At 69.8% G+C, this 24590-nt stretch carries 22 protein-coding genes; 11 read left to right on the top strand and 11 right to left on the bottom strand.

All coding sequences use genetic code 11. The features are described 5' to 3' along the window. The first annotated feature begins 11 nt into the window (after positions 1-11). Positions 12-539, top strand: coding sequence for a 50S ribosomal protein L17 (gene rplQ, locus WBG06_RS01755; RefSeq protein ID WP_336734517.1), 528 nt, complete (start codon positions 12-14; stop codon positions 537-539). 61 nt (positions 540-600) lie between these two features. Here rplQ and WBG06_RS01750 read toward each other — a convergent pair whose 3' ends face one another. Together WBG06_RS01750 and WBG06_RS01745 are read right to left on the bottom strand one after the other, a co-directional pair. Next, entirely contained in the window at positions 601-1260 is a 660-nt protein-coding gene (locus WBG06_RS01750; RefSeq protein WP_336734515.1) for a hypothetical protein, read from the bottom strand. Positions 1261-1314: 54 nt separating this feature from the next. After that, a complete protein-coding gene (locus WBG06_RS01745) occupies positions 1315-2262 on the bottom strand; it encodes a ketopantoate reductase family protein (RefSeq protein WP_336734513.1) in 948 nt (315 codons plus the stop codon). 44 nt (positions 2263-2306) lie between these two features. Between WBG06_RS01745 and truA the strand changes: the two genes are divergently transcribed. After that, positions 2307-3170 (top strand): tRNA pseudouridine(38-40) synthase TruA, encoded by an 864-nt coding sequence (gene truA / locus WBG06_RS01740; RefSeq protein WP_336734511.1) that lies wholly within the window; start codon positions 2307-2309, stop codon positions 3168-3170. Further along, on the top strand, positions 3157-3774 hold the full coding sequence (locus tag WBG06_RS01735; RefSeq protein WP_336734509.1) for a class I SAM-dependent methyltransferase: 618 nt from the start codon (positions 3157-3159) through the stop codon (positions 3772-3774). The genes truA and WBG06_RS01735 overlap by 14 nt, the downstream gene beginning before the upstream one ends. A 49-nt stretch (positions 3775-3823) precedes the next feature. On the opposite strand, the gene WBG06_RS01730 is transcribed toward WBG06_RS01735, so the two are convergent. Then, positions 3824-5164, bottom strand: a complete 1341-nt coding sequence (locus WBG06_RS01730) for a cytochrome P450 (RefSeq protein WP_336734507.1) — start codon at positions 5162-5164, stop codon at positions 3824-3826. Between the two features lie 70 nt (positions 5165-5234). Beyond that, positions 5235-6161 (bottom strand): alpha/beta hydrolase, encoded by a 927-nt coding sequence (locus tag WBG06_RS01725; protein ID WP_336734505.1) that lies wholly within the window; start codon positions 6159-6161, stop codon positions 5235-5237. Positions 6162-6280: 119 nt separating this feature from the next. Between WBG06_RS01725 and WBG06_RS01720 the strand changes: the two genes are divergently transcribed. From WBG06_RS01720 to WBG06_RS01710, 3 genes are read left to right on the top strand one after another with little or no spacing between them, the layout of a single operon-like run. Next, positions 6281-7978, top strand: a complete 1698-nt coding sequence (locus WBG06_RS01720) for an ABC-F family ATP-binding cassette domain-containing protein (RefSeq protein ID WP_336734503.1) — start codon at positions 6281-6283, stop codon at positions 7976-7978. Further along, positions 7975-8988, top strand: coding sequence for a GNAT family N-acetyltransferase (locus WBG06_RS01715; RefSeq protein ID WP_336734501.1), 1014 nt, complete (start codon positions 7975-7977; stop codon positions 8986-8988). Before WBG06_RS01720 ends, WBG06_RS01715 begins: the two co-directional genes overlap by 4 nt. After that, positions 8985-9995, top strand: coding sequence for a hypothetical protein (locus WBG06_RS01710; protein WP_336734499.1), 1011 nt, complete (start codon positions 8985-8987; stop codon positions 9993-9995). Before WBG06_RS01715 ends, WBG06_RS01710 begins: the two co-directional genes overlap by 4 nt. A 60-nt stretch (positions 9996-10055) precedes the next feature. Here WBG06_RS01710 and WBG06_RS01705 read toward each other — a convergent pair whose 3' ends face one another. After that, positions 10056-11357, bottom strand: coding sequence for a S1C family serine protease (locus WBG06_RS01705; RefSeq protein ID WP_336734497.1), 1302 nt, complete (start codon positions 11355-11357; stop codon positions 10056-10058). A gap of 98 nt (positions 11358-11455) precedes the next feature. Beyond that, positions 11456-11995: a MarR family winged helix-turn-helix transcriptional regulator gene (locus WBG06_RS01700; RefSeq protein ID WP_336734495.1), complete on the bottom strand. Its 540-nt coding sequence runs from the start codon at positions 11993-11995 to the stop codon at positions 11456-11458. 70 nt (positions 11996-12065) lie between these two features. Here WBG06_RS01700 and WBG06_RS01695 point away from each other — a divergent pair, with 70 nt between their 5' ends. After that, a complete protein-coding gene (locus WBG06_RS01695; RefSeq protein ID WP_336734493.1) occupies positions 12066-13319 on the top strand; it encodes an MFS transporter in 1254 nt (417 codons plus the stop codon). A gap of 3 nt (positions 13320-13322) precedes the next feature. Here WBG06_RS01695 and WBG06_RS01690 read toward each other — a convergent pair whose 3' ends face one another. From WBG06_RS01690 to WBG06_RS01670, 5 genes are all read right to left on the bottom strand, one after another. After that, the gene (locus WBG06_RS01690; RefSeq protein ID WP_336734491.1) at positions 13323-13967 is read right to left on the bottom strand and encodes an HAD-IA family hydrolase; all 645 of its coding nucleotides are present in this window, start codon (positions 13965-13967) and stop codon (positions 13323-13325) included. Beyond that, entirely contained in the window at positions 13964-15253 is a 1290-nt protein-coding gene (locus WBG06_RS01685) for a citrate synthase (RefSeq protein WP_336734489.1), read from the bottom strand. The genes WBG06_RS01690 and WBG06_RS01685 overlap by 4 nt, the downstream gene beginning before the upstream one ends. Before the next feature lie 69 nt (positions 15254-15322). Continuing rightward, entirely contained in the window at positions 15323-15514 is a 192-nt protein-coding gene (locus WBG06_RS01680) for a hypothetical protein (protein WP_336734487.1), read from the bottom strand. Between the two features lie 34 nt (positions 15515-15548). After that, positions 15549-16577: a helix-turn-helix domain-containing protein gene (locus WBG06_RS01675; RefSeq protein WP_336734484.1), complete on the bottom strand. Its 1029-nt coding sequence runs from the start codon at positions 16575-16577 to the stop codon at positions 15549-15551. Between the two features lie 51 nt (positions 16578-16628). Further along, on the bottom strand, positions 16629-17633 hold the full coding sequence (locus tag WBG06_RS01670; RefSeq protein ID WP_336734482.1) for an alpha/beta hydrolase: 1005 nt from the start codon (positions 17631-17633) through the stop codon (positions 16629-16631). Positions 17634-17816: 183 nt separating this feature from the next. On the opposite strand from WBG06_RS01670, the gene hrpA reads away from it, so the two are divergent. The 4 genes from hrpA to WBG06_RS01650 all read left to right on the top strand — a co-directional run bounded on the left by hrpA (position 17817) and on the right by WBG06_RS01650 (position 24571). Beyond that, positions 17817-21710, top strand: a complete 3894-nt coding sequence (gene hrpA, locus WBG06_RS01665) for an ATP-dependent RNA helicase HrpA (RefSeq protein ID WP_336734480.1) — start codon at positions 17817-17819, stop codon at positions 21708-21710. A gap of 146 nt (positions 21711-21856) precedes the next feature. Then, positions 21857-22453: a hypothetical protein gene (locus WBG06_RS01660; protein ID WP_336734478.1), complete on the top strand. Its 597-nt coding sequence runs from the start codon at positions 21857-21859 to the stop codon at positions 22451-22453. Between the two features lie 224 nt (positions 22454-22677). Next, entirely contained in the window at positions 22678-23088 is a 411-nt protein-coding gene (locus tag WBG06_RS01655; RefSeq protein ID WP_336734476.1) for a type II toxin-antitoxin system PemK/MazF family toxin, read from the top strand. Positions 23089-23242: 154 nt separating this feature from the next. Further along, complete coding sequence (locus tag WBG06_RS01650; RefSeq protein WP_336734475.1) at positions 23243-24571, top strand: ABC transporter substrate-binding protein; 1329 nt, start codon at positions 23243-23245, stop codon at positions 24569-24571. Positions 24572-24590: the final 19 nt, after the last annotated feature.

Raw genomic sequence — 24590 nt, 5'->3', positions numbered from 1 at the left:
GAGCAGGCAGGATGCCTACCCCGAAGAAGGGTGCCCGTTTCGGCGGCTCGCCCGCGCACCAGAAGCTGATCCTCTCGAACCTCGCCACCGCGCTGTTCGAGAACGGCCGCATCACCACCACCGAGGCCAAGGCCCGGCACCTCCGCCCCGTCGCGGAGAAGCTGATCACCAAGGCCAAGAAGGGTGACCTGCACAACCGTCGCGAGGTCCTCAAGACCATCCGCGACAAGTCCGTCGTGCACACCCTCTTCACCGAGATCGCCGAGCAGTTCGCGGAGCGTCCGGGTGGCTACACCCGGATCACCAAGATCGGTCCCCGCAAGGGCGACAACGCCCCGATGGCTGTGATCGAGCTCGTCAACGAGGCCTACGAGCCGAAGGCCAAGGCTGCTCCGGCTGCCGCGGCTCCGGTTGCCGCTCCCGCCGAGGAGAAGGCCGAGGAGGCGCCGGTCGAGGAGACCGCCGCCGACGAGAACACCGAGGCTGCCGCCGAGGAGGCTCCCGCTGCGGAGACCACCGAGGACGAGGCCAAGGCCTGATCTGTTCTGAGCTGTGGCCCGTCACCCGCAAGGGTGGCGGGCCACGGTCGTTTTCCGAGTGTCACTGCCCGGGAGCCTGCTCGGTCCGGGCGAGCAGCCAGCAGACGACCCCGCCGAGGACCAGGACGAGGGTCGTCGCCAGGGTCGTGAATGCGGTCAGGATCAGCATCACGGGGATGTTGTCGATGGACATGGCCGGTGCCAGGGCGAGCGACAGCGCCGCCTGCACGCCGATGAGCAGGAGATACGTGATGGGGAGCCCGATGAGCCAACGCCGCCCGGTCCAGGCCGCGCATCCCCAACCGGCCAGGACCATCACGAGGAACAGCGGTCCGAGAACGCCGGCGAAGGCCGGGCTGTAGTAGTCGAGCAGCTCGGGGAGGCCGTACCAGAGCCCGGAGCTCAGCAGCCAGGCGAGCATCGGCAGCACGATGCCCAGGAGTCGGCCCGCCGAAGTGCGGGCGATGTACGCCGCGCCCGCTGCCACCACGCCGTACACCAGCGCGTTGAGCACGATGGTCGCGACGGTGGCGAGGTTCATGCTGGTCGTCGAGCCGTCGAGGACGTACGTCAGGACGAGGCCGACCAGCGCGATCGCGAGCTGCAGGACCACCGCGGCTACGATCACGATGACGGCGACGCCCCTGGTCGATCGCGGGGATGCCCCGGTGAGGTGGGTAGGCGGGGACGGCGACGGCGGAGGCGGCGCGGCGTAGCTCATGTCAGGCAGACTGCCCGATCCGCTGCCTGCTGACCACCCCTTTGGGATACGCGCTCAGAGGCCGGCGAGGAAGGTGGCGCCGTCGATGCTGCCGGGCTCGGCACCGGTGCGGGCGATGTCGTGGACCGCGCGCTGAATGGCCTCGTTGACCGGCGTCGGGACGCCGTGGAGGCGCCCGAGCAACACGATCTCGCCGGAGAGGTAGTCGATCTCGACGCCGCTGCCGCGGGCGAGGCTCTGCCAGGTCGAGCTGTGGTTGGCGCGACCGCGTCGGGTGATGTGGCCGGCACGCCGTGCACGGTCCTGGTCAGCTGTCACGACGCTGATGCCGGCGGCGGCGAGCGCGGCTTCGGCCTCGGCCAGGCAGCGGGCGTAGATCTCCTCGTCGCTGGGGCCGGGAGCGATCGCGGCGTTGATGCCGTTGCCGAGGTTGTTGAGCAGCTTGCGGTGCTTCCAGGCCATGATGTCGGCACGCGGCTCGCTCAGGAATCCCGCCTTCACCAGGTCGTTCGCGATGGCGGTCGCGGTCTCGTCGACGCCGGTCGGGTAGCGGCCGATGTCGAGGATGCCGGGCTTGTTGCCGGAGTCCTGGACGACCGTGCCGGGGGTCAGGAAGGTGGCGGGGAGAACCACATGGATCGCGTACGTCCGGGCGAACCGCCGCAGGATCCGGGGCTCGTTCGCGACGCCGTTCTGCAGGGCGACGACCGGTGTGCCCGGCGGGGCGTACGCCGCGAGGTCTTCGAGCGCGGCCTCGGTCTGCTGCCCCTTGACGCTGAGGAGGACGACGGTGTCGTCGGTCCAGGTGAGCTCCTCGGCGTGGGCGACCACAGGTGGGTCGAGACGCAGCACGCCGTCAGGGGTGTCGAGGGTGAGGCCGCCCTCGCGGATCGCTCGGAGGTGCTCGCCGCGAGCGACGAGGGTGACGTCGACACCCGCGCGGTGCAGCAGGCCGCCGGTCACCCCGCCGACAGCCCCGGCACCGAAGATCACGTAGCGCATGCGCCGAGTCTGGCAAACGACGTGGACGCTGCGAGAATGAGCCCGTGCGTATCAGGATCGACCTCGCCTACGACGGCACCGCGTTCCACGGCTGGGCGACCCAGCCGGGGCTGCGTACGGTCCAGGGAGAGCTGCAGGACGCGCTGGCGACCGCGCTGCGGGTGCCGGCGACGGGGCAGCGGTCCCAGGTGTGGGTGACGGTCGCGGGGCGTACGGACTCGGGGGTGCACGCCCGCGGGCAGGTCGCCCACTTCGACATCGACGCCGACGTGCTCGAGTCCTCACGGGGGCGTTCGGAGCAGTCGCCGCTCGACGCACTGGTACGCCGCCTGAACGGGATCCTCCCGGCCGACCTCCGGGTCCGTGCCGCCATCGAGGCGCCGGAGGGCTTCAACGCCCGGTTCTCGGCGCTGTGGCGGCGTTACGTCTACCGGATCGTCGACGACCCTGCGTACGTCGACCCGCTGCTGCGCGGGCACGTCCTCTACCGGACCCGACCGCTGGACCTGTCGCTGATGAACGTCGCCTCCGCCGACCTGGTCGGGCTCAACGACTTCGCCACGTTCTGCAAGCCGCGCGAGGGCGCGACCACGATCCGCGACCTGCGCCAGCTCACCTGGGAGCGCCGCGAGGACGGGATCATCGAGGCGACCGTTCTCGCCGACGCCTTCTGCCACTCGATGGTGCGGTCGCTGGTCGGCTGCCTCATGGTGATCGGAGAGGGCCGCAAGGACGTCGCCTGGGCCAAGGAGTCGCTGGCCTCGCGCTCACGGTCCTCGTCGATCCCGATCGCGCCGGCCAACGGGCTGACCCTCGAAGAGGTCGCCTACCCGCCCGACGACATGCTGGCGGCCCAGCACGAGCGCACCATGAACCGCAGAGAGGCAGACGAGGTTGACCGGGACTGACGACGAGCACTACTTCTCCGCCGACCCGTCGGTGCCCTTCGAGCGGATCCCGGTCTCCGCGTCCGTGTGGGACCTGGACCTTTCGCTGGTGTCGGGATCCGGGGTCTTCGCCAAGGGCCGCCTCGACATCGGAACGTCGGTGTTGTTCAAGGAGACCGAGCCGCCCGTGCTGAAGCCGGGTGCGCGGATCCTCGACCTTGGCTGCGGCTATGGCGTGATCGGGCTCGCGCTGGGGCTCGTGGCTCCGGAGACGTACGTGACCGGCGTCGACGTCAACGAGCGGGCGGTCCTGCTGGCCAACGAGAACGCGGCGAAGCTGGGTCTGGGCGATCGCTACCGCGCCGCGGTTCCGGCCGAGATCGACCCGGACGTGACGTACGACGAGATCTGGAGCAACCCGCCGATCCGGATCGGCAAGCAGGCCCTCCACGAGCTGCTCCTGACCTGGCTCCCGCGCCTGGCTCCCGACGGCCGTGCGGTCATGGTCGTCGGCAAGAACCTGGGCGGCGACTCCCTCCAGCGCTGGATCACCGACCAGGGCTATCCCACCACCCGCATCGGCAGCGCCAAGGGCTTCCGCGTCCTGGAGACCGTACGCGCCTGACCCACCGCCGAGCCGGTGCGTCAGACGCGCCGGCTCGGCGAGGTGCAGGTCAGGCGGGGACGGGGTCCTTCGCCAGCCGGACCGGGAGGCGGTCGAGGCTGTAGACGACCGAGAGGTCTCGCCAGCCGAGTTCGCCGGGGTCGTCGGTGGCCATGGCCAGGTCGGGGAAGCGGCGGGCTAGGCCGGTCAGGGCTGCGCGGAGCTCCATGCGGGCCAGCTCGGCGCCGACGCAGCGGTGCATGCCGTGGCCGAAGGCGAAGTGCATCGTGTCCGCGTTGCGGAGGTCGAACTGCTCCGGCCTCGGCACGACCGCGGGGTCCCGGTTGGCGCCGGTGAGGCTGACCAGGACGACGGCGCCCTTCTTGACCGGCACGCCGAAGAGATCGTGGTCCTCGCGCGCGAACCGCGGGAACGCGAGCTGTACCGGGCACAGGTAGCGGAGCAGCTCCTCGACCACCTTGTCGACCTCGGCCCGGTCGCCCGAGCGCAGGATCTCGTAGGCCTCGGGGTTCTGCATCAGGACGTAGGCGCCCATGGAGAGCATCGAGGCGGACGTCTCGTAGCCCCCGAGGAAGACACCGTCGGCGAGGCCGCCGAGCTCGACGTCGTCGTAGTCCGCGCCCTTGTTACGGATGATCTCGCCGATCATGCCGTCGCCGGGGTTGGCGCGCTGGCGGCGGACCTGCTCGATCAGGAACGTCCGGGTCTCGGTGGCGGCACCGAACGAGCCCGCACCACCCTCCGACAGGTCGAAACGGGCCACGCCGAGCTTGTGGAACTCCTCGCGTACGTCCTCGGGCATGCCCAGCAGCTCACAGATCACCCGGAACGGGATCTCGAAGCCGAAGTGCTGGACCAGGTCGACCTCGGGCCCGTTGGCCTCCATGTCGTCGAGGGCGTCGGTGACGATCCGGTCGATCATCTCGTTGAGACGAGCCAGGCGGCGCATCGTGAACTCCGGCGTCAGCAGCCCGCGGAGCTTGGTGTGGTCGGGCGGGTCGGTCATGCCGAGCCCGCCGATGCCCTCGGCGTCGGAGCGCTTGCGGGTCCCGAGCAGATGGCGCATGTCGTTGGAGTAGGCGTCCTTGGCCGCCAGGACGTGCTTGGACTCGGCATGGCCCGTGACCAGCACGATGTCGAGACCGAGCACCGAGCCGAGCTTGGTGACCGGTGCCTGCGCCCGGCTCTCGGCGAGCATCGGCACCGGGTCGACGCCGTCGCGGAGCAGCGGGAACGTCAAGTGCTCGGGGATCTTCCGCAGCGTGGTGATGTCAGGGATCGGCGATTCCTTGCCCCGCATCGCGTACTGCAGGGCAAGCGTGCGGACACGCTCGGTCAGCGGTCGCGTCCTCGCCCGCAGAAAGGAACCTACCTCGGCAGCAATCGGCATGCGACCCAGTCTGGACCATCGTCAGACGAGGGGCATCAGGAATACCCCTGGTTTGACGATCCCTCCCGGGTCACCCGTGGAGCAGGGTCCGGAACAGCGCGCACGTCTCCTCGATCGCGACCTGCGCCGCCTGTGAGTGCTGACCCATGGCGAAGAACCCGTGGATGAGTCCGTCGCAGTGGTGGTAGGTGGTCGGCACGCCCGAGCTCTCCAGCGCCTTGGCGTAGGCGATGCCCTCGTCGCGCAGCGGATCGAACTCTGCGGTCACCACCACCGCCGGCGCCAGGCCCCGGAGCCGGCCCTTGATCGGGCTGAGCCGCGGGTCGGAGCGGTCGGCGGCGCCGACGTAGTTGTCGGAGAACCACTTCATCGTGGGCAGCTCGAGGAAGTAGCCGTGGCCGTTCTCGGCGTAGGAGGGGTAGCCGCTGGTCATGTCGGTCGCCGGGTAGATCAGCAGCTGACCGGCGAGCTCGCGCCCCTCGGCCGCGAAGACCTGGGCGACCACGGCCGAGAGGTTGCCGCCGGCGCTGTCGCCGGCGACCGCCACCCGGCCGTCGCCTCCGAGGTTCGTCGCGTTGTCGACGGCCCAGCGGACGGCGGCGAGCGCGTCCTCGTACGCGGCGGGAAAGGGGTGCTCGGGGGCGAGCCGATAGTCGACGGAGACGACCACGGCCTCGCAGAGGTTGGCGAGGTTGCGGGCCTGGTCCTCATGGGTGTCGAGGTCACCAACCACCCAGCCGCCGCCGTGGAACATCACGACTGTCGGCAGCGATCCGGTGGCGATGGGCCGATAGATGCGTACGTCGATGTCGCCAGCGGGGCCCGGGACCACCGCGGGCTCCACCGAGCCGATGGGTGGCAGCGGGGCGCCGTCGCCCATCGCGCGGAAGAGTGCTCGCGCCGTCGGCGGATCGAAGGTCTCCAGGGGCTCGCCCTTGGCATAGAGGGTGAGCAGGTCGGCGATCTGGCTGTCGAGCGGAGGCATGGCGTAAGTCATATCGGTAATCGTTGAAATGTGTCGAGCGTCACGTTCTGCTGGTGGGACCGACGCTCATCGAAGATCGAGCTCGTCGAGATCGAAATATCCATTCGACACGGGTGCCACACTGGACGGTTGTGGGACATGTAGATGTTGCTGGAGTGCGGTTCCAGCTGCCTGACGGGCGGGTTCTCCTGGACGACGTCTCCTTCCGGGTGGGCGAAGGGGCGAAGGTCGCGCTGGTCGGCGCCAACGGCGCCGGAAAGACGACGCTGCTGCGGATCGTCACCGGGGAGCTGACCCCGACCGCGGGCTCCGTGGTGCGTTCGGGCGGGCTCGGGGTGATGCGCCAGATGGTCGGCAGAGGGTCCTCGACCGTCGGCGAGCTGCTGCTCTCGGTCGCGCCCGCGCGCGTGCGCGACGCCGCAGCGGCGGTGGAGGCGTGCGAGCTGGAGCTGATGTCGTCGGAGGACGAACCGCTGCAGATGCGCTACGCGACCGCGCTGGCCGAGTACGCCGACGCCGGCGGCTATGACCTCGAGGTCGTCTGGGACGTGTGCACCATGGCCGGCCTCGGGGTGCCCTACGACCGCGCCCGCTACCGCTCGCTGGACACCCTCTCCGGCGGCGAGCAGAAGCGCCTCGTCCTGGAGTATCTCCTCCGCGGCCCCGACGAGGTCCTCCTGCTCGACGAGCCGGACAACTTCCTCGACGTGCCGGGCAAGATGTGGCTCGAGGAGCGCATCCGGGAGTCCCCGAAGACGATTCTCTACGTCAGCCACGACCGCGAGCTGCTGGACAACACCGCGACCAGAGTGGTCACGGTCGAGCTCGGCGCGTCCGGTGCCGGCAACAGCACGTGGACGCACCCGGGCGGGTTCGCCTCCTATCACGAGGCCCGCAAGGACCGGTTCCTGCGGTTCGAGGAGCTGCGCCGTCGCTGGGACGAGGAGCACGCCAAGATCAAGGCGCTGGTCCTACGGCTGAAGATCAAGTCGGAGTACAACGACGGGATGGCCAGCCAGTACAAGGCGGCCCAGACCCGGCTCCGGAAGTTCGAGGAGGCCGGCCCACCTGTCGAACAGCCGCGGGAGCAAGAGGTGCAGATGCGGCTGCGCGGCGGACGCACCGGCAAACGGGCGGTGGTCTGCGAGTCGCTCGAGCTCACCGGCCTGATGCGTCCGTTCGACCTGGAGGTCTGGTACGGCGAGCGAGTCGCCGTGCTGGGGTCCAACGGCTCGGGAAAGTCCCACTTCCTGCGGCTGCTCGCCCGCGGCGGCACCGACCCGGACGTGGAGCACCGCCCCGTCGAGGACACCCCCATCGAGCCTGTCCGTCATCGCGGGAAGGCCAAGCTCGGTGCCCGCGTACGGCCGGGTTGGTTCGTGCAGACACACGCCCATCCGGAGCTTGTGGGACGTACGCTGCTCGACATCCTGCACCGCGGCGACGCGACCCCTGACGGTCGCGGACGCCAGGGGATGGGACGCGAGGCCGCCTCCCGGGTGCTCGACCGCTACGAGCTCGCGCACGCTGCGGAGCAGACCTTCGACTCGCTCTCGGGCGGCCAGCAGGCACGCTTCCAGATCCTGCTGCTGGAGCTCTCGGGTGCCACCTTGCTGCTGCTCGACGAGCCGACCGACAACCTCGACGTGCAGTCTGCCGAGGCCCTCGAGGCCGGGCTCGAGTCGTTCGAGGGCACCGTCATCGCGGTCACCCATGACCGCTGGTTCGCCCGCGGCTTCGACCGGTTCCTGGTCTACGGCGCCAACGGCGACGTCTACGAGTCCCCGGAGCCGGTCTGGGACGAGACCAGAGTGGAGAGGTCACGATGAGTGAGCTGGTGATCGAGCGCGTCGACCCGTTCGATGACGACGCCTTCGACGCGTGGTACGACGTGATGACCGCGTCGTGGCGCGACGTACGCGGTCCCGACGCCGACCTGTGGGCGCGTGAGGAGCAGCGCGTCGAGCTGCAGCAGACATCCGAGAAGACCGACCGCAGGGCGTACGTCGGTCGCATCGACGGGGAGCCGATCGCCGCCGCCTGGATGGCGATGCCGCTGACCGACAACCTCCATCGGGCGACGATCGTGCTGGCGGTGCTGCCGGCGCACCGCCGGCGTGGCCATGGCACGATTCTGCTCGACCACGTCGAGGCGGAAGCCCGGGCCCAGGGGCGTACGTCGCTGACGGGTGAGGTCTGGTGGCCCTGGTCGCTCGGCTCCGGCGGTGAGGGTTCACCGGGGCGCGAGTTCGGGGCCGCGCGCGGCTATGCGCCCGCCCTGGTGGAGGTACGCCGCCTGCTGAGGCTCCCGGTGCCCGACGACGTCCTCGACCGGCTGGCGGCACAGGCCGCCGAACGACACCGTGACTACACGCTGCGGTCCTGGGTCGGCCGCGTGCCCGACGACATCGTCGAGAGCTGGGCGGTGCTCGACGCCAGCCTCGAGACCGAGGCGCCGACGGGTGACCTGGACATCGAGGCGCCCGAGCCCGACGTGGCGAAGGTGCGCGAGATGGAGGAGCTGGTCGCCGCGCAGAAGCGGACCCTCTACCACTCGGTCGCGCTCGACCCCGAGGGACGCGTGGTGGCCTACACGGTGATCGGCTACTCCAGCCTCGACGGCAAGAGCTACCAGTGGGGCACCCTGGTCGAGAAGGCCCACCGAGGCCACCGGCTCGGGCTGGCGGTGAAGATCGCCAATCTCCGCCTGCTCCAGTCCGAGCGCCCCGAGGTGCCGTCCGTGGGCACCTACAACGCCGAGGTCAACACCCACATGATCCAGGTCAACGAGGCCATGGGCTTCGAGCCGGTCGAGTGGCTCTGCAGCCTGCAGAAATGACGCTGTGCTGCCAGGAGTGCGCCATAGCGCACATCTGGCAGCACACGGCGGAAATGTCGGTGCTCTCCTGCACCATTTGGCTTATGGGGATCGGCATTACGGAGTGGCGTCAACTGGCTGGGCGGCAGCTCGGGGTGGTCACGCGCGCGCAGCTGCGTGCTGTCGGTGTCTCGCGGTGGCATGTGCGGAACCAGATCGCCGCGGAGCGGTGGGTGGAACGGTCCTCGACGGTGATCAGCACCTTCACCGGGGCGATGACCCGCCAACAGGTGATGTGGCTGGGCGTGCTTCAGGGCGGTCCGCGGGCTTTGATCGGTGGCCTCACCGCTGCTGAAGTGCACGGACTGACGAACTGGCATCGCGAGACGATCACGGTGCTCGTTCCCTACGGCGACGACATCCAGGAGCCGCTCGACGGTATCGACTTCGTGCGTACCCGGAAGGCGATCGACTCGTTCCGGTCGACGGCGCGCGGGTTGCCGCTGATGAAGCTCGAACCGGCGGTCCTGATGTGGGCAGCTCAGGAACGCAACGACCGCACGTCGCAGGGGGTCGTGGCCGCGGCGGTCCAGCAGCGGCTGACGACACCGGAGTCGCTCGCTGCCTGGCTCGCGGACCTCAAGCCGCTGCGGAAAGCGCCGCTGTTACGGCGGGCGCTGGCTGATATGAGTGAGGGCGCTCAGTCGTTGTCGGAGATGGAGTTCAGGCGGCTTTGCCGTCTGTTCGGGATCGCGAGACCGGCGCAGCAGACGAAGCGGCGCGACAGCGAAGGGAGGCTGCGTTACACCGACTGCGAGTGGCCCCTTCCCGACGGGCGGTTGCTGGTGCTCGAGATCGACGGCGGATTCCACATGGAGGTCGAGCACTGGGAGGACGATCTGGCGCGGCAGCGCGCCCTGTCCGCACCGGATCGTGTCATCGTTCGGTGCACGACACGTGAGATCCGTGACGAACCGCAGCGACTGGTTCGCGACCTCCGCCGCCTAGGTGTGCCCAAGGCTGCCTGACATGGCCGTGTGCTGCCAGGAGTGCGCCATAGCGCACCTCTGGCAGCACACCGAGGGGGATCAGGAGGCGTCGGAGTCCAGGGTCACCTTTGCGGTCTTCTCGTCCCCGTTGCGCGACCAGGTGACCTCCACCTTGTCGCCGGGGCGGTAGGAGCGGACCGTCGCCACCAGCGAGTCCGATCCGGTGATGACGTGGTCGTCGACCTTGGTGATGATGTCGCCCTTCTCCAGGCCGGCCTTCTTGGCGGTGCCGCCCTCGCTGACCTCCTGGACCTGAGCGCCGGTCACCGAGGTCTGGCCGTTCTGGGCCTCGGGGGCGTCGGAGACCGAGATGCCGAACTGGGCGTGGGTGGCCTTCTCGCCCTTCTCGAGCTGCTCGACGATCGGACGGATCTCGTCGATCGGGATGGCGAAGCCGAGCCCGATCGAACCCGCGTCCTGGCCGGCGCCGCCCGAGGTGGAGCGGATCGAGGCGTTGATGCCGACGAGGTTGCCGTTGAGGTCGACGAGCGCGCCACCGGAGTTGCCGGGGTTGATCGCCGCGTCGGTCTGCACCGCCGGGTAGACGGTCGCCGCGCCGCTCTGGTCGACGCCGACGTTGACCGGGCGGTCGAGCGCGCTGACGATGCCGGTCGTCACGGTCTGGTCCAGCCCGAACGGCGAGCCGATCGCCACGACGCTCTGGCCGACAGTGAGGTTGCTGGACTTGCCGAACGTGATCGGGGTCAGGTCGGAGACGCCGCTCGCCTTGATCACCGCGGTGTCGGTGAGCGGGTCGGTGCCGAGGACCTCGGCGGAGGCCGACGTACCGTCGTTGAAGTCGACGGTCACGGTGCCGCCGTTGGCGGCCATCTCGACGACGTGGTTGTTGGTCAGGATCGTGCCGTCGGAGGAAATGACGACACCCGAGCCCGAGCCGGAGCCCTGCTGGGAGGTGACCTCGATCTTCACCACGGAGGGGAGCACCTTGGCCGAGACCTTCTCGATGCTGCCCTCGGGGGCCTTCGCGTCGACGACCTGCGAGGTCGACGGGCTGTTCGCGCCGCCGTTGCCGTCACCGGAGAGGGCGTCGTAGATCGCTGCGCCGCCGACGCCGGCGGTGCCACCGGCGATCAGGGCACCGGCGAGGACTGCGGCGACGAGGCCGGCTCGGCCGGTCGTGCGCTTCTTGGTGGGCGCTCCGGGCATGACCGGCATGACAGCGGTCTGGGCGGGCGGTGCCACGAACGGGTTGGCGGGAGCCTGGGGCTGGGCCTGAGGCTGGGCGGGAGACTGGGCAGGAGACTGGGCAGGGCCGGCGGGAGCCGGGGGAGTCCACTGAGGCGGGGTCCCACTCGGCTGCTGAGGAGGGAGTTCGGTCATGGCATCGAGTCTGACCAGGGTCCCTGTGAGCCGGCTGAGACCGGGCTATGTGGTGGCGAAGAGTAGATCGACCGCTTGCGATCGCCCGTTCGGGTGACCTACTCGGTCTCGATCTGCATGGTCACCTGCTTGAGCAGAGCCGCCAGCTCCGTACGCTGTCCCGGGCTCAGCGCCCCCAGCAGTGTGGTCTCGGCCTCGCCGCGCAGGTCCATCGCGCGCCGCCAGATCTCGATGCCGGCCTTCGTCGCCTCGACACTGATCTTGCGGCGGTCCTCGACCGAGGCCGTACGCCGCAGCCATCCGGCCTTCTCCATGCTGTCGAGCCGGCCCGTCATCCCCGCCGGGCTGATGTCGAGGTCCTTGGCCAGGGCCGTGGGCGAGGCGTGGCCGGGGGTGTCGCGGATCATCAGCATGTGGAGGGTGATGTATTCGAAGTCGGCCAGGCCGACCTCGCTCGCCGCCGCCGCGCGGGCGTCGTTGAAGAACTTCGAGATCGTGCCGATCCGGACCGTGATCGCCTCGATCTCGTCGTCGAAGTCGATGTCGAGCCAGTGGTCGCGCCAACGGGCCACATGGCGGTCGGCTCCGTCCTCGGCGTGGTCGTCGTCGAGCGTCTCGGAGGGTCGCAACTCAGACATGGTCCGAGCCTACCCTTCGCTGACTGATAATTCGTTGGCGAATAGTTCGCTAGCGAAGTATCTTAGGAGCATGACCGCCACAACCGAGCCGACCGCCGAGCCGCCGACGAAGCGCCGTTCGCCGCTGAGGCACCGCAACTTCCGCCGGCTCGTGACCGGGACGGCGGCCTCGTCGCTGGGCAACGCGATCACCCCGGTCGCGCTGGCGTTCGCCGTCCTCGACCTGGGTGGTTCGGCGACCCAGCTGGGCCTGGTCGAAGCCGTGTTCGCGGCCTGTCAGGTCGTGACCACGCTGGCCGGTGGCGTGCTGGGCGACCGGGTCTCGCGCAAGCTGATGATGGAGGGGACAGCGGCCATCAGCGCCCTCGTGACCGGGGCCCTGGCGGTGACGGTGATCCTCGGGATCGCCACGATTCCCTCGATCGCGGTGATGGGTGGTCTGGCCGGCATCGTCGCCGCGCTCAATCAGCCCTCGGCGATGGCGATGACCAGGGTCGTCGTGCCGGATGACGAGCTCGGTGCCGCCGTCTCGCTCCGGTCGCTGCTCCAGACCACCGCCTCGACCATCGGCTATGCGCTCGGTGGCGTGCTCGTCGCGGCGGTCGGCCCCGGCTGGGCGATCACCGTCGACGCGCTCACCTTCGCCATCGCCGCGGTCGCCTACGCCGGGATGCGGGTGCCCCATGAGCGCCCGCCCCACAAGGCATCGATGCTCGGAGACCTCGCCGAGGGCTTCCGCGAGGTGATGCGGCACTCCTGGCTGTGGTTCCTGATCCTGCAGGCGCTGCTCTACCACCTGTTCTGGTCAGGGGCTCACAGCGTGCTCGGGCCGATCGTGGTCGGCGAGGGCATCGGCCGCGCCTCCTGGGGCTTCGCGCTGGCCGCGCTGATGGCGGGCTTCTTCGTCGGTGGGTTGTTCTGCCTGAAGTTCCGGCCGCGCCGGCTGCTCTCGGTGGGCGTCTTCTTCCTCGCCATGACCGGCCTCTTCCCGATCTCGATGGCCCTCTCCGACACGCTCTGGCCGATCCTGCTCGGTGCCTTCCTGCACGGGTTCGGCCTGCAGGTCTTCGACATCTTCTGGCAGATCGCGATCCAGCAGGAGATCCCCGAGGAGAAGCTCTCCCGGGTCTACTCCTTCGACATCGTGGGCTCGTTCATCGCCCGGCCGGTCGGGCTCGCGCTCGTGGGCCCGGTCGCGGTCGCGGTGGGTTTCGAGCCCTGGCTGCTCATCGTCGCCGCGGTGATCTCGGGCAGTGCCCTGATGTCGATCTCGTTCGCAGGCGTACGCCGCCTCGAGCGCGCGCCCGAGACCGAGGCGGCCTGATGCTCAGGGCTGGAGCGGGAGACCGAGCGCGACCAGGTCCCTGCGGAGCTGCTCGGCCCCGGTGAACTGGATCGCCTGCATGCCGGCGGCCGCCGCGGCAGCCACGTTGGCGACGCTGTCGTCGATGAACGCGAGCCGCTCCAGCGGCATCCCGGCACGCTCGGCCACGAGCCGGTAGATCGCCGGGTCGGGCTTGGCCAGCCGCACCTCCCCGGAGACGACGACGTCACGGAGCAGCTCGATCACGTCGTACGTCGCCGGAGCATGCGGATAGAGCTCGGCCGACCAGTTGGTCAGGCCGAGCTGCGGGAGCCCCGCGGCCGCGAGCTCACGGACCAGCTCATGGGTCCCGGGGACCGGCCCCAGCAGCGAGAGCGGGAAGTTGTCGACGTACGCCGCTCCGGCCGCGAGCCACTCGGGAGCCTCCTCCTCGAGCACCGTCAGCGCCTGCGCCCAGGTGCGGCCAGCGTCTTGGGCGTAGTTCCACGACCCGAAGTCGTAGGACTCCAGGAACCCGCGGGCGTCGGCGTCCCCGACCCCGGCCGCGATCGCGGGGAGCGGGTCCCAGCGGATCAGGACGTTGCCGAAATCCCAGACGACCCCATCCACCGCACGGGTGGACGGGGTCTGCGTGTCGGGAACCGTCACGCCCAGCGAACGTCGCGCGGTACGAACTCGAGTCCGCGCTCGCCGGTGTAGATCTGCTTCGGGCGCGCGATCTTCTGCTCCTTGTCCTGGACCAGCTCCAGCCACTGGGAGAGCCAGCCGGGCGTGCGCCCGATGGCGAAGAGCACGGTGAACATCTCCGGCGGGAACTCCAGGGCCTCGTAGATCAGGCCGGAGTAGAAGTCGACGTTGGGGTAGAGCTTGCGGGAGACGAAGTATTCGTCCTCCAGAGCGATCTTCTCCAGCTCCTGGGCGATGTCGAGGAGCGGGTTGGTGCCGGTCACCTCGAACACGTTGTAGGCCTGCTGCTTGATCAGCTTCGCCCGCGGGTCGTAGTTCTTGTAGACCCGGTGGCCGAAGCCCATCAGGCGCTCGTTGCCGGCCTTGACGCCATCGATGAAGGCGGGGATGTTCTCGACCTTGCCGATGCGGCGCAGCATCCGGAGCACGGCCTCGTTGGCGCCACCGTGAAGCGGGCCGAAGAGGGCACCGACGCCGGCGGCGACCGAGGAGTAGGGGTCGACCTGGGTCGAGCCGACGCTCCGGACCGCGTTGGCGGAGGCGTTCTGCTCGTGGTCGGCGTGCAGGATGAAGAGGGTGTCGAGCGCCTTCTCGATGCGCTCGTCCGGTGCGTACTTCGACTCGCTCATCTTGAAGAGCATGGAGAGGAAGTTGCCGGTGTAGGACAGGTCGTTGTCCGGGTAGACGTAGGGCTTGCCCTGCGCGTGCCGGAACGCCCAGGCGCCGAGCGTCGGCATCTTGGCGATCAGCCGGATGATCTGCAGGCGACGGTTGTCGGGGTCGGAGATGTTGGCGGCGTCCGGGTAGAACGTCGACATCGCACCGACCGACGCCATGAGCATGCCCATCGGGTGGGCGTCATAGCGGAAGCCCTGCATGAACTCCTTGATGTTCTCGTGCACGAACGTGTGGTAGGTGATCTCGTGCACCCACGCGTCGTATTCCTCCTTGGTCGGCAGCGCGCCGTGGACCAGGAGATAGGAGACCTCGAGGAAGTTGGACTTCTCCGCGAGCTGCTCGATGGGATAGCCGCGATACTCGAGAACGCCCTTGTCGCCGTCGATGTAGGTCACGGAGGATCGGCACGACGCGGTGTTGACGAAGCCGGGGTCGTAGACGGCCAGGCCGGGGTTGTCCTCGTTGGCCTTGATCTTCCCCAGGTCGGCGGCGCGGATGGTGCCGTCGGTGATCGGGATGTCGTACTCCACCCCGGTGCGGTTGTCACGCACTGTTAGAGATTCGGTCACGATCAGCAACGGTAACCCTCTTGAAATCCCCTACGTAACTCGGCGTCCCACCCATTGGCCGATTTCGGCTCAGAGCCGGAACCCGCCCCGCGTCGCATCGGTGGTGCTGGAGGGGTCGTCGTCGCCGAACCGGGTCAGCGCATCGCGCAGCCGATGGAGGTCGAGAACGGTCTGCACCGACCGCTCGTTGAGGGTGTCGTCCTCTCCGCGGAGCGCGCGCAGCGCCTCCTGGACCTCGATCTCGCTCGGCTCCCCGGTCATGGGGACATAATCTAGGTGCCCGGACCAAGACCGCCTAGTGCGGCTCCGCCACGACCTCGTGATCGGTGCCGTGGGCCACACGCCACAGCAGCACCGCGACCGCTGCTCGCTGCCTGCCCCGCCCCTTGGTGGGCGAGTAGCCGAGCTGACCGCTCAGCCAGCCCAGCCGCTCTTGAAGGGTCGAGTGGTGCAGGTGGAGCATCGCGGCCGACTGCCGCAGGCTCGGCTGGTCCAGCACCGCATGGAGCGTCTCCACGACCCAGGGATGCGCGGCGAGCAGCTCGTCGAGACGTCGTACGTCACCCACTGCTGCCGCCTCCTCGGCGCTGATCCGCTCGGCGATGACGGCAAGCGCGCCGAGGTCCTCGTAGCGGAGCACCGAGGGGGCGAGGCCGCCGACGTCGGCGGCCAGCCGGAAAGCTGTGCGTGCCTGCTCGAACGCGATCGGCAGCCGAAGCGGGTCGGTGGCAGTCGCGGAGCCGGCGCGGATGTCCTCGGGGAGACTGGGCGCGCCGGGGAGCAGGGCGACCACGAGGGTGCCGACGGTGCTGATCAGCGTCGTCGGCAGGTGGGCGGAGGTGCTCAGCACCACCGTGGCGGTCCCGCTCAGGCCGAGCCGGGCGACTGCATCGCGCCGGTCGGCCTCCGTGGCGTCGGGGTCGCACACGATCCTGACCAGGCCGCTTGTCGAGGGCTGCGAGGAGCCCGTGCCAAGGGCCTGCAGGGCCCGGGCGGCGCGCTCGAGGATAAGGGCGTCGAGCGGGCCGTCCTCGCCCGTGCGCTCCAGCCAGAGCCATGACCCGGGATGGCCGGGGACGGGCTCGTGGCGCCACTCGCCCTCCTTCTCGCCGGTCAGGGCACGGCCGTCGGGGGTGAACCGTCGCACCAGCGCCCGGGCCGCGTCGTGGAGGCCTGCCGTGGCACCCGCGAGTGCCGCGGCGGCGCGCACGACCGCGGCGATCGACGCCCGCTCGTCGACGAGACGGTCGAAGTGGTCGATGACGCGCAGCGCGCTGGCGGCGTCGTCATCGACGACCTCGAGCTTGCCGATCAGATCTCGCACCTGGACCTCCCCGGCCTACTCTCGCCCACCGGAGGCGAGCAGGCCAGCGGATCAGGCCTCGAGCGCTCTGCGGATGAACTCGTCGCGGGTCGCGATCGAGGCGCGGGAGACGGCGGCGTGGGGGACCATCATGTCGAACGCATGGAATCCGCCGCCCCACATGTGCAGGTCGACGCTGACCCCCGCCTCCGAGAGCCGCCGGGCGTAGGCCAGCGTCTCGTCGCGGAACGTCTCCGCCGAGCCGGTGTCGATGTAGGTGCGGGGGAGGCCGGCGAGGTCCTCGGCGCGAGCCGGCGCTGCGTACGGGGAGACGTCGGGGCCGCCGCGGCGATCGCCGAGGAGCGCCGTCCAGCCGAACAGGTTGGCGGCACGGTCCCAGATCCCCTCGTCGTCGAGCATGTGGCTGCTGTGGGTCTCGAACCGGTCGTCGAGCATCGGGCAGATGAGCATCTGGTGGCTCAGCTTGGGGAAGGCGCGGTCGCGGGCGAGCAGTGCCGTGCCAGCGGCGAGGCCACCTCCGGCGCTGGCACCGGCGATCATGATGCGCTCGGGGTCGATGCCGAGCTCGGCTGCGTTCTTGGCCGTCCAGACCAAGCCGGCGTAGCAGTCCTCGACGGGTGCGGGGTCGGGGTGCTCGGGGGCGAGCCGGTACTCCACCGACACGACCACGGCGGTGCCGGCCGCGACCTGCTCGAGGAACATCTCCACCCCGAGCCGGCGGTTTCCGGTCACCATGCCGCCGCCGTGGGTGTGGAAGACCGCGGGCCGCGGCGGGCCGTCGACGGCGGGACTCAGGATCAGCAGCGTGATGTCAGGATCGCCCTCGGGGCCGGGGACCTGCCGCTCCTCGACCCGGACCGCGCCGTCGACGGTCAGATCCACCGGGTCCATGCCGAGAAGACCGTTGGCGCTCTGCTCCCGCATCATCGGGAGGGCCTCGGCCGAGAGGGGTGAGAGCGTCTCCCGCACGGCCTCGAGGACCGGCACGAGCTCGGGATCGAACGGCGGTCGGATGGGGGTCTCGGGGAAGATCTGCTCGGTGGTCGTCTCGGACATGGGCCACTCCTTCGGTGAACGGGGGTGTACCCAGCGTCCCCCGTGCGGCATGCGTGCCGGAACCCGGCCTGTGGCGGGAATCACATCGAGCACTCCCGCCATCCGGCGGGCCGGGCTCTCGTCGGGGGCGCGGAGAAACCGATGTGCGGTCGAGGGGTACGCCGGGGGAGAATGGGTGACCTCATGTCCGAGTCCGCCCAGCCCGCCGCGCCGTCCATCGCGATCACCTACCCTGCCGAGCTCCCGGTCACCCAGCGCCGCGAAGACATCGCCGCGGCCATCCGCGACCACCAGGTCGTGATCGTCGCCGGGGAGACGGGCTCGGGAAAGACGACGCAGCTGCCCAAGATCTGCCTGGAGCTGGGACGTGGGACCGCCGGTCTGATCGGGCACACCCAGCCGCGCCGGATCGCGGCCCGGTCGGTCGCGGAGCGGATCGCCTCCGAGCTCGGCACCGAGCTGGGCGACCTGGTCGGCTATCAGGTGCGGTTCATGGACAAGTCCTCGGCCGCGTCGCGGATCAAGCTGATGACCGACGGCATCCTGCTCGCCGAGCTGCAGCGCGACCGCGACCTGCGTCGCTACGACACGATCATCATCGACGAGGCCCACGAGCGGTCGCTCAACATCGACTTCCTGCTGGGCTATCTGCGCCGGCTGCTGCCCCGCCGCCCGGACCTGAAGGTGATCATCACCTCGGCGACGATCGACCCGGAGCGGTTCGCGGCCCACTTCTCGGACGTGAAGACCGGCGAGCCGGCGCCGATCATCGAGGTCTCGGGGCGTACGTATCCGGTCGAGGTCCGCTATCGGCCGCTGATGGAGCTCTCCGAGGAGACCGGGCCTGAGAAGGATGGAGAGGGCGAGGTCGTCGTCCGCGACCAGACCGAGGCCATCGTCGACGCGGTCAAGGAGCTCTCGGCCGAGGGGCCCGGCGACGTGCTCGTCTTCCTGCCGGGCGAGCGGGAGATCCGGGACGCGGCTGATGCGCTGTCGGATGCGCTGGGGCTGAACCGGGGGCGTCCGTCGACGGGCCTGGTCGAGATCGTGCCGCTCTTCTCCCGGCTCTCGGCCGCCGACCAGCACCGGGTCTTCTCGCCCCACACCGGCCGCCGGATCGTGCTCGCGACCAACGTCGCCGAGACCTCGCTGACCGTCCCCGGGATCAAGTACGTCGTCGACACCGGTGTCGCCCGCATCTCGCGCTACTCCGCGCGCACCAAGGTGCAGCGGCTGCCCATCGAGCCGATCTCGCGGGCCTCGGCGAACCAGCGGTCGGGACGTACCGGGCGGGTCGAGGCGGGCATCGCGATCCGGCTCTACTCGGAGGAGGACTTCGAGGGGCGGCCCGAATTCACCGACCCGGAGATCCTGCGTACGAACCTGGCCTCCGTCATCCTGCAGATGGCGTCGTTGGGGCTGGGCGACATCGCCCGGTTCCCGTTCGTGGAGGCGCCGGACCGGCGCAACATCACCGCCGGCGTACAGCTTCTCGAGGAGCTCGGCGCGATGCGCGGCCAGCGGTTGACGAAGCTGGGCCGGCGGCTGGCCAGGCTGCCGATCGACCCGCGGTTGGCGCGGATGGTGCTCGAGGCCGAGCGGCTCGGCTGCGTGCGTGACGTCATCGTCGTCGCCGCCGCCCTCTCGCTCCAGGACCCGCGCGAGCGGCCCGGCCAGGACCATCCCAAGGAGCAGGCGCAGGCCGACCAGCTGCACGCGCGGTTCAAGGACGAGACCTCCGACTTCCTCACCTGGCTCAACCTGTGGCGCTATCTGAAGGAGCAGCAGCACGAGCTCTCGTCCTCGGCGTTCCGGCGGCTGTGCAAGCGGGAGTTCCTGCACTACGTACGCGTCCGGGAGTGGCAGGACCTGGAGTCGCAGCTGCGGCAGGTGTGCCGGGAGATGAAGATCGACCTCGGCAAGGGTCACCGCGACGTCGTGGAAGCAGGCGAGACCGTACCGAAATCAGAGGGTGCTGCCTACGACGCCGACGGGATCCACCAGGCGCTCCTCTCCGGCCTGCTCTCGCACATCGGGGCGCTCGAGGAGCGGGACTCCAAGGCCGACGCGGCGCGGGCACGGGAGAAGCGACGCCCGGGGCCGCGGGAGTATGTGGGTGCCCGTGGGGCGAAGTTCGCGATCTTCCCCGGCTCGGCCCTGCACCGGAAGAACCCCCAGTTCGTGATGTCCGCCGAGCTGGTCGAGACCTCGCGTCTCTGGGCCCGGCAGAACGCCTCGATCAAGCCCGAGTGGGCCGAGAGCCTCGGCCGGGACCTGGTCAAACGCACCTACTCCGAGCCGCACTGGTCCCAGAAGCGCGCCTCGGTGATGGCCCGGGAGAAGGTGACGCTCTACGGCGTCCCGCTGGTCGCCGACCGGCCCGTCGCCTTCGGCAAGATCGATCCCGAGCTGAGCCGGGAGCTGTTCATCCGGCACGCACTGGTCTACGGCGAGTGGCGTACGAATCACCGCTTCCTCCGCGACAACGCCAAGCTCATGGAGGAGGCGGAGGAGCTCGAGCACCGGGCCCGCCGCCGCGACATCGTGGTCGACGAGCATGCGCTCTTCGACTTCTACGACCGCCGCCTGCCGGCGTCGATCGTGTCCGGTGCCCACTTCGACCAGTGGTGGAAGCACGCCCGGCGGGAGACGCCCGACCTGCTCACCTTCGACCTCTCGATGCTCACCAACGAGGCCGCGGGCGAGGTGACCGAGGCGGACTTCCCCGCCGAGTGGGACGCTGGGCCGCTGACCTTCTCGCTGAGCTATCAGTTCGAGCCGGGCGCGGCCGACGACGGGCTCACGATCGACGTACCGGTCGCCACGCTCAACCGCGTCGGCGCCGACGACTTCTCCTGGCTGGTGCCAGGACTGCGCGAGGAGCTGGTGACCGCGCTGATCCGGTCGCTCCCCAAGCAGCTGCGGGTCAGCTTCGTGCCCGCTCCCGACAAGGCGCGGGCGTTCCTGAAGGACACACCGCCGGGAGAGGAGCCGCTGCTGACCGCGTTGGAGCGCTGGGCGCGCTCGACCGCGGGCGTGCACATCCCGCGCGAGGCCTGGGACTGGGACAAGGTGCCCGAGCACCTGCGGCCGACCTACCGGGTCGTCGGCGAGGACGGCAAGGAGACCGCGAAGGGCAAGGACCTCGACGCGCTCAAGGCCCCGCTCGAGGGTGAGTTCAAGGCAGCGATCGCCGAGGTCGCCGCCTCGGCCGGCCACACCCGCACCGGCGAGACGTCGTGGGTCTTCGGGACGATCGAGACCACGGTCACCGAGAAGCGCGCGGGCCACGAGGTCACCGTCTTCCCGTGCCTGTCCGACGAGGGCGCGACCGTCGGTCTCGTCGTCGCCGGATCCGCCGAGGAGGCCGAGGCACGGCATCGCCTCGGTGTCGTACGACTCCTGCTCCTGGCCCTGCCCGATGTCACCAAGCAGGTCGTCGACGGGTTGAGCACGATGGAGAAGCTCGCGCTCGCGGGATCGCCCTACCCGAGCGCCGCCGAGCTCGTCGAGGACTGCCGTGCCGCGGTCGTCCGCCAGCTGGTCGACGCCCGTCCGCTGCCGCGGACGTCGGAGTCCTACGAGGCGGTGCTGGCCGCCGCCGGCACGCGGGCCGAGCTGGTGACGGCCGTCCGCGCGGTCCTCGCCGACGTGATGCGGGCGCTCGAGGCGTACCGAGAGACCGACAAGGCCCTCTCGGGCCGGGCCGACATGTTCCAGCTCCCGGCCCTGACCGACATGAAGGACCAGCTGGCGCGGCTGGTCTACCGAGGCTTCGTCGCCGAGGCGGGTGCGCAGCACATCCGGCGCTACCCGACCTACCTGAAGGCGATCGTCGAGCGCCGTCGCAAGCTCGACGCCGACCTGCGCGGCGACCGCGCGACCCACGACCGGATCGCGTCGCCCCAGGACGCCTACCTGCACCAGATCGAGGCGCTGCCCGAGGGCCGCCCGCCGGGTCCGCGGCTGCGGCAGGTGCGATGGATGCTCGAGGAATACCGCGTACAGCTCTGGGCCCAGCAGCTCGGCACCGCCGAAAAGGTCTCCGACGCACGCATCCGCAAGCTGCTGGGGTAGCGGGGCGGGCTGGGATGGTGGGTGTAACTCGGTGTGCAACTCGGCGTGTAACACGCTGTTCGTAGCACTATCCGGTCGTTCTGATAGGGCGAGTAGTACTACGAACGACGTGTTACACGTGTGCGCCGGCCGCTACGCTCGATCCGATGGCCAGAGAGTTTCATTCGCCGATACGTCCCGGGGACGGCTTCTTCGACTCCCTCCTCGGGGGCGCCGACCCTGCGCTCGTGCAGGAGGCGGCCGATGCGGCGGCGACGGCACTCGTGCGCGGAGCACGGGAGAGCGACGACCCGGCCGTCGTCGACCGGATCCTCCACCTGGCCGAGTCGGAGGGCATCGAGACGATCGCCGAGGCCTGGTCGAGCTCGCCCGCCGAGTCGCTGGCCGGCTGCCTGTGGCGGCTCTACCTGCTCCGCAGCTGGGTGTACGCCGACCCGGTCGGTGCCGCGCGCGAGTTCGAGGCCGGGCGGGCGAAGGCACAGGTGGCCCAGGTCGTCGCCGGTGTCGCTGAGCCTCCGGGCCCGCAGGAGCTCAAGGCGATGGTCGACGAGGTGCTGCGCGGCATCGCCGGCAGCGACTTCGCGGTGGTGCTGCTCCGTGCCGCCGCGTTCTCGCGCGTCATCGCCGCCGGGCGGGCAGCCCTGGACCCGGATGCAGCCGCCAAGGACGTACGCAACATGCTGCAGCTCTCCGAACAGCTCGAGGCGGCGGGCCACGCCGAGCTCGAGCAGCGGCTCACCTGAGCCGAGCGGTGCGGTAGCCTCCTGTCCGCTTTGATGCGGCCGAGGTTGGGGGCACCGTTACACTGGTGCCCGAACACGTCGGGCTGCGGCAGCCCCGGGTCCCAACTTCAGCCGCTACGAGCGGCCTTGCGCCGTGAGGCGCTCCCGGTCCGGCGTGTTCATCATTCTTTTCGGTGCACCTCGGCTGGGCGGCCATGACGCCAGCCAGCTACGAAGGAGCCGAAGTGACCGACACGCAGCCTGCCCCGCGCCAGAGCGCCATCTCCTACGATCCCGAGATCGGTGACGGCAACGCCGACCCGGGCGAGGTGGTGTGGGGCTGGGTGCCCTACGAGGACGACGAGACCCAGGGCAAGGACCGTCCCGTCCTGGTGATCGGCCAGAAGGCCGGCCTACTCCTGTGCCTGATGCTGACCAGCAAGGACCACGACCGCGACGAGGCGCAGGAGGCACGCTACGGGCGGCACTGGATGGACGTCGGCACCGGCGGCTGGGACCGCCAGGGCAGGCCCTCCGAGGTGCGCCTGGACCGCCTGATCCGGATGGACCCCGCCGACGTACGCCGTGAGGGCGATGCACTGGCCAAGGAGATCTTCGACGATGTGATCAAGGCCGCACGCGATCACCTCGCCTGAGGCCGTTCTGAGGGCTTCTTCTCAGGAAGTGTCCAGGTACGTATCGTAAAGTGAATCGCTGGTAAACCGGGCCTTGTGGTTCCATCACAGACTCGGTCCTGGCGTTGAGATGGAGGAAATAGTGCGGCGCACGAGGCTGGCAACGGCGCTTCTGGTGACGGTTCTCTCGGCGTCTCTCGCCGCATGCGGCGGTGAGCCGGCCGCGAAGCCCTCGCCGAGCACCACGACGAAGGCCCCGGCGAAGGTGAAGCTCGTCTTCGGGGTCTCCGGCCACAAGACGCTCGTCGACACCTACAAGCAGCTGGCCGCCGAATACACCCAGGAAGTCCCCAACGTCACCGTCGAGGTGAAGTCCTGGCCGACCGCCGACCAGCTCACCGCCGCGGTCGCCAACGGCGAGAAGGTCGACGTCGTGCTGACCCCGCGCCCCGACGTCGAGGCGTTCGCCGAGGACAAGCGGATCCAGCCGGTCGACACCCTCCTCGAGGCCCGCAACGTCGACTTCGGGGACAAGTACTCCCGCGAGGCGATGGAGGACTTCTCCGTCGACCGCCGCCTCGAGTGCATGCCCTACTCCGTCTCGCCGCAGGTCGTCTACGTCAACACCGGGCTGATCGACTTCGACGCCATGAAGGAAGAGGGTCTGCCCACCCCCAGCGTCCGGGCCGACGGCTCCCTGCGGGGCTGGAACCTCGAGCAGTTCAGCGCAGCGATGACCTACGCCGCCGAGCACAACAAGGGCGTCAAGGGCACCTACATCGACCAGAACCTCTCGGCGATGATGCCCTGGCTCGCCGGTGCCGGCGCCACCCTCTTCGACGACCCGCTCGCCCCGACGACCACCGCCCTGGGCGACTCCGCCGGCGCCTACGAGGACCTCGTCGAGGCGCTCGGCCAGCCCAACGTGCTGGCCACCTCGAAGGACCTCCGCGGACGCACCCCGTTCCAGGCCTTCAAGCAGGGCCGTCTGGTCGCGCTCGTCGGCGACCGTTCGCTGGTCTCGGACCTGCGGGCGACCGAGGGGATGGAGTGGGACGTGATGCCGATGCCGGGTGGCAACGGCACCACCGGTGACTACGCCGGGCTGTGCATGGGTGCGGAGACCGTCGACCCCGACGCCGCCGCCGACTTCCTCACCTACCTCATCTCGACCGAGTCGGTCGTCAAGATGGTCCGCACCGGCCACTTCGTACCGGTCAACTCCGAGGTCGGCTACGCCCCGGTCTTCACCCAGCCCGAGCGCAACCCCAAGAACGCCCGCATCTTCACCGACACCGTGCGCGACATGCAGGTCCTTCCCGAGGCCGCTCAGCTCGCGCAGCTGCAGAAGGTCGCCGCCGCCGCGGTCCGCGGCTCGCTGGCGGTCGCCGAGCCCGACCAGGTCGAGGACTTCGCCGTCCAGATCGACGAGCTCTCCAAGACCGTCTTCCCGCAGCCGACCCCCGCCAGCTCCCCGCCCCCCTCGACCTCGCCCAGCGCCTAAGCAGCCGAGGCGTCAGGTA

The organism is Nocardioides sp. CCNWLW239 (assembly GCF_037137035.1).
Taxonomy (GTDB): domain Bacteria; phylum Actinomycetota; class Actinomycetes; order Propionibacteriales; family Nocardioidaceae; genus Nocardioides.
The sequence above is the reverse complement of the archived record's forward strand: the minus strand, read 5'-3'. Positions and strand labels throughout refer to the sequence as shown.

Bases quoted from the DNA above. Each gene is read 5' to 3' on its own strand.
- rplQ (WP_336734517.1), top strand. From the start codon at position 12: ATGCCTACCCCGAAGAAGGGTGCCCGTTTCGGCGGCTCGCCCGCGCAC.
- WBG06_RS01750 (WP_336734515.1), bottom strand. From the start codon at position 1,260: ATGAGCTACGCCGCGCCGCCTCCGCCGTCGCCGTCCCCGCCTACCCAC.
- WBG06_RS01745 (WP_336734513.1), bottom strand. From the start codon at position 2,262: ATGCGCTACGTGATCTTCGGTGCCGGGGCTGTCGGCGGGGTGACCGGC.
- WBG06_RS01730 (WP_336734507.1), bottom strand. From the start codon at position 5,164: ATGCCGATTGCTGCCGAGGTAGGTTCCTTTCTGCGGGCGAGGACGCGA.
- WBG06_RS01725 (WP_336734505.1), bottom strand. From the start codon at position 6,161: ATGACTTACGCCATGCCTCCGCTCGACAGCCAGATCGCCGACCTGCTC.
- WBG06_RS01715 (WP_336734501.1), top strand. From the start codon at position 7,975: ATGAGTGAGCTGGTGATCGAGCGCGTCGACCCGTTCGATGACGACGCC.
- WBG06_RS01710 (WP_336734499.1), top strand. From the start codon at position 8,985: ATGACGCTGTGCTGCCAGGAGTGCGCCATAGCGCACATCTGGCAGCAC.
- WBG06_RS01705 (WP_336734497.1), bottom strand. From the start codon at position 11,357: ATGACCGAACTCCCTCCTCAGCAGCCGAGTGGGACCCCGCCTCAGTGG.
- WBG06_RS01700 (WP_336734495.1), bottom strand. From the start codon at position 11,995: ATGTCTGAGTTGCGACCCTCCGAGACGCTCGACGACGACCACGCCGAG.
- WBG06_RS01695 (WP_336734493.1), top strand. From the start codon at position 12,066: ATGACCGCCACAACCGAGCCGACCGCCGAGCCGCCGACGAAGCGCCGT.
- WBG06_RS01680 (WP_336734487.1), bottom strand. From the start codon at position 15,514: ATGACCGGGGAGCCGAGCGAGATCGAGGTCCAGGAGGCGCTGCGCGCG.
- WBG06_RS01670 (WP_336734482.1), bottom strand. From the start codon at position 17,633: ATGTCCGAGACGACCACCGAGCAGATCTTCCCCGAGACCCCCATCCGA.
- hrpA (WP_336734480.1), top strand. From the start codon at position 17,817: ATGTCCGAGTCCGCCCAGCCCGCCGCGCCGTCCATCGCGATCACCTAC.
- WBG06_RS01660 (WP_336734478.1), top strand. From the start codon at position 21,857: ATGGCCAGAGAGTTTCATTCGCCGATACGTCCCGGGGACGGCTTCTTC.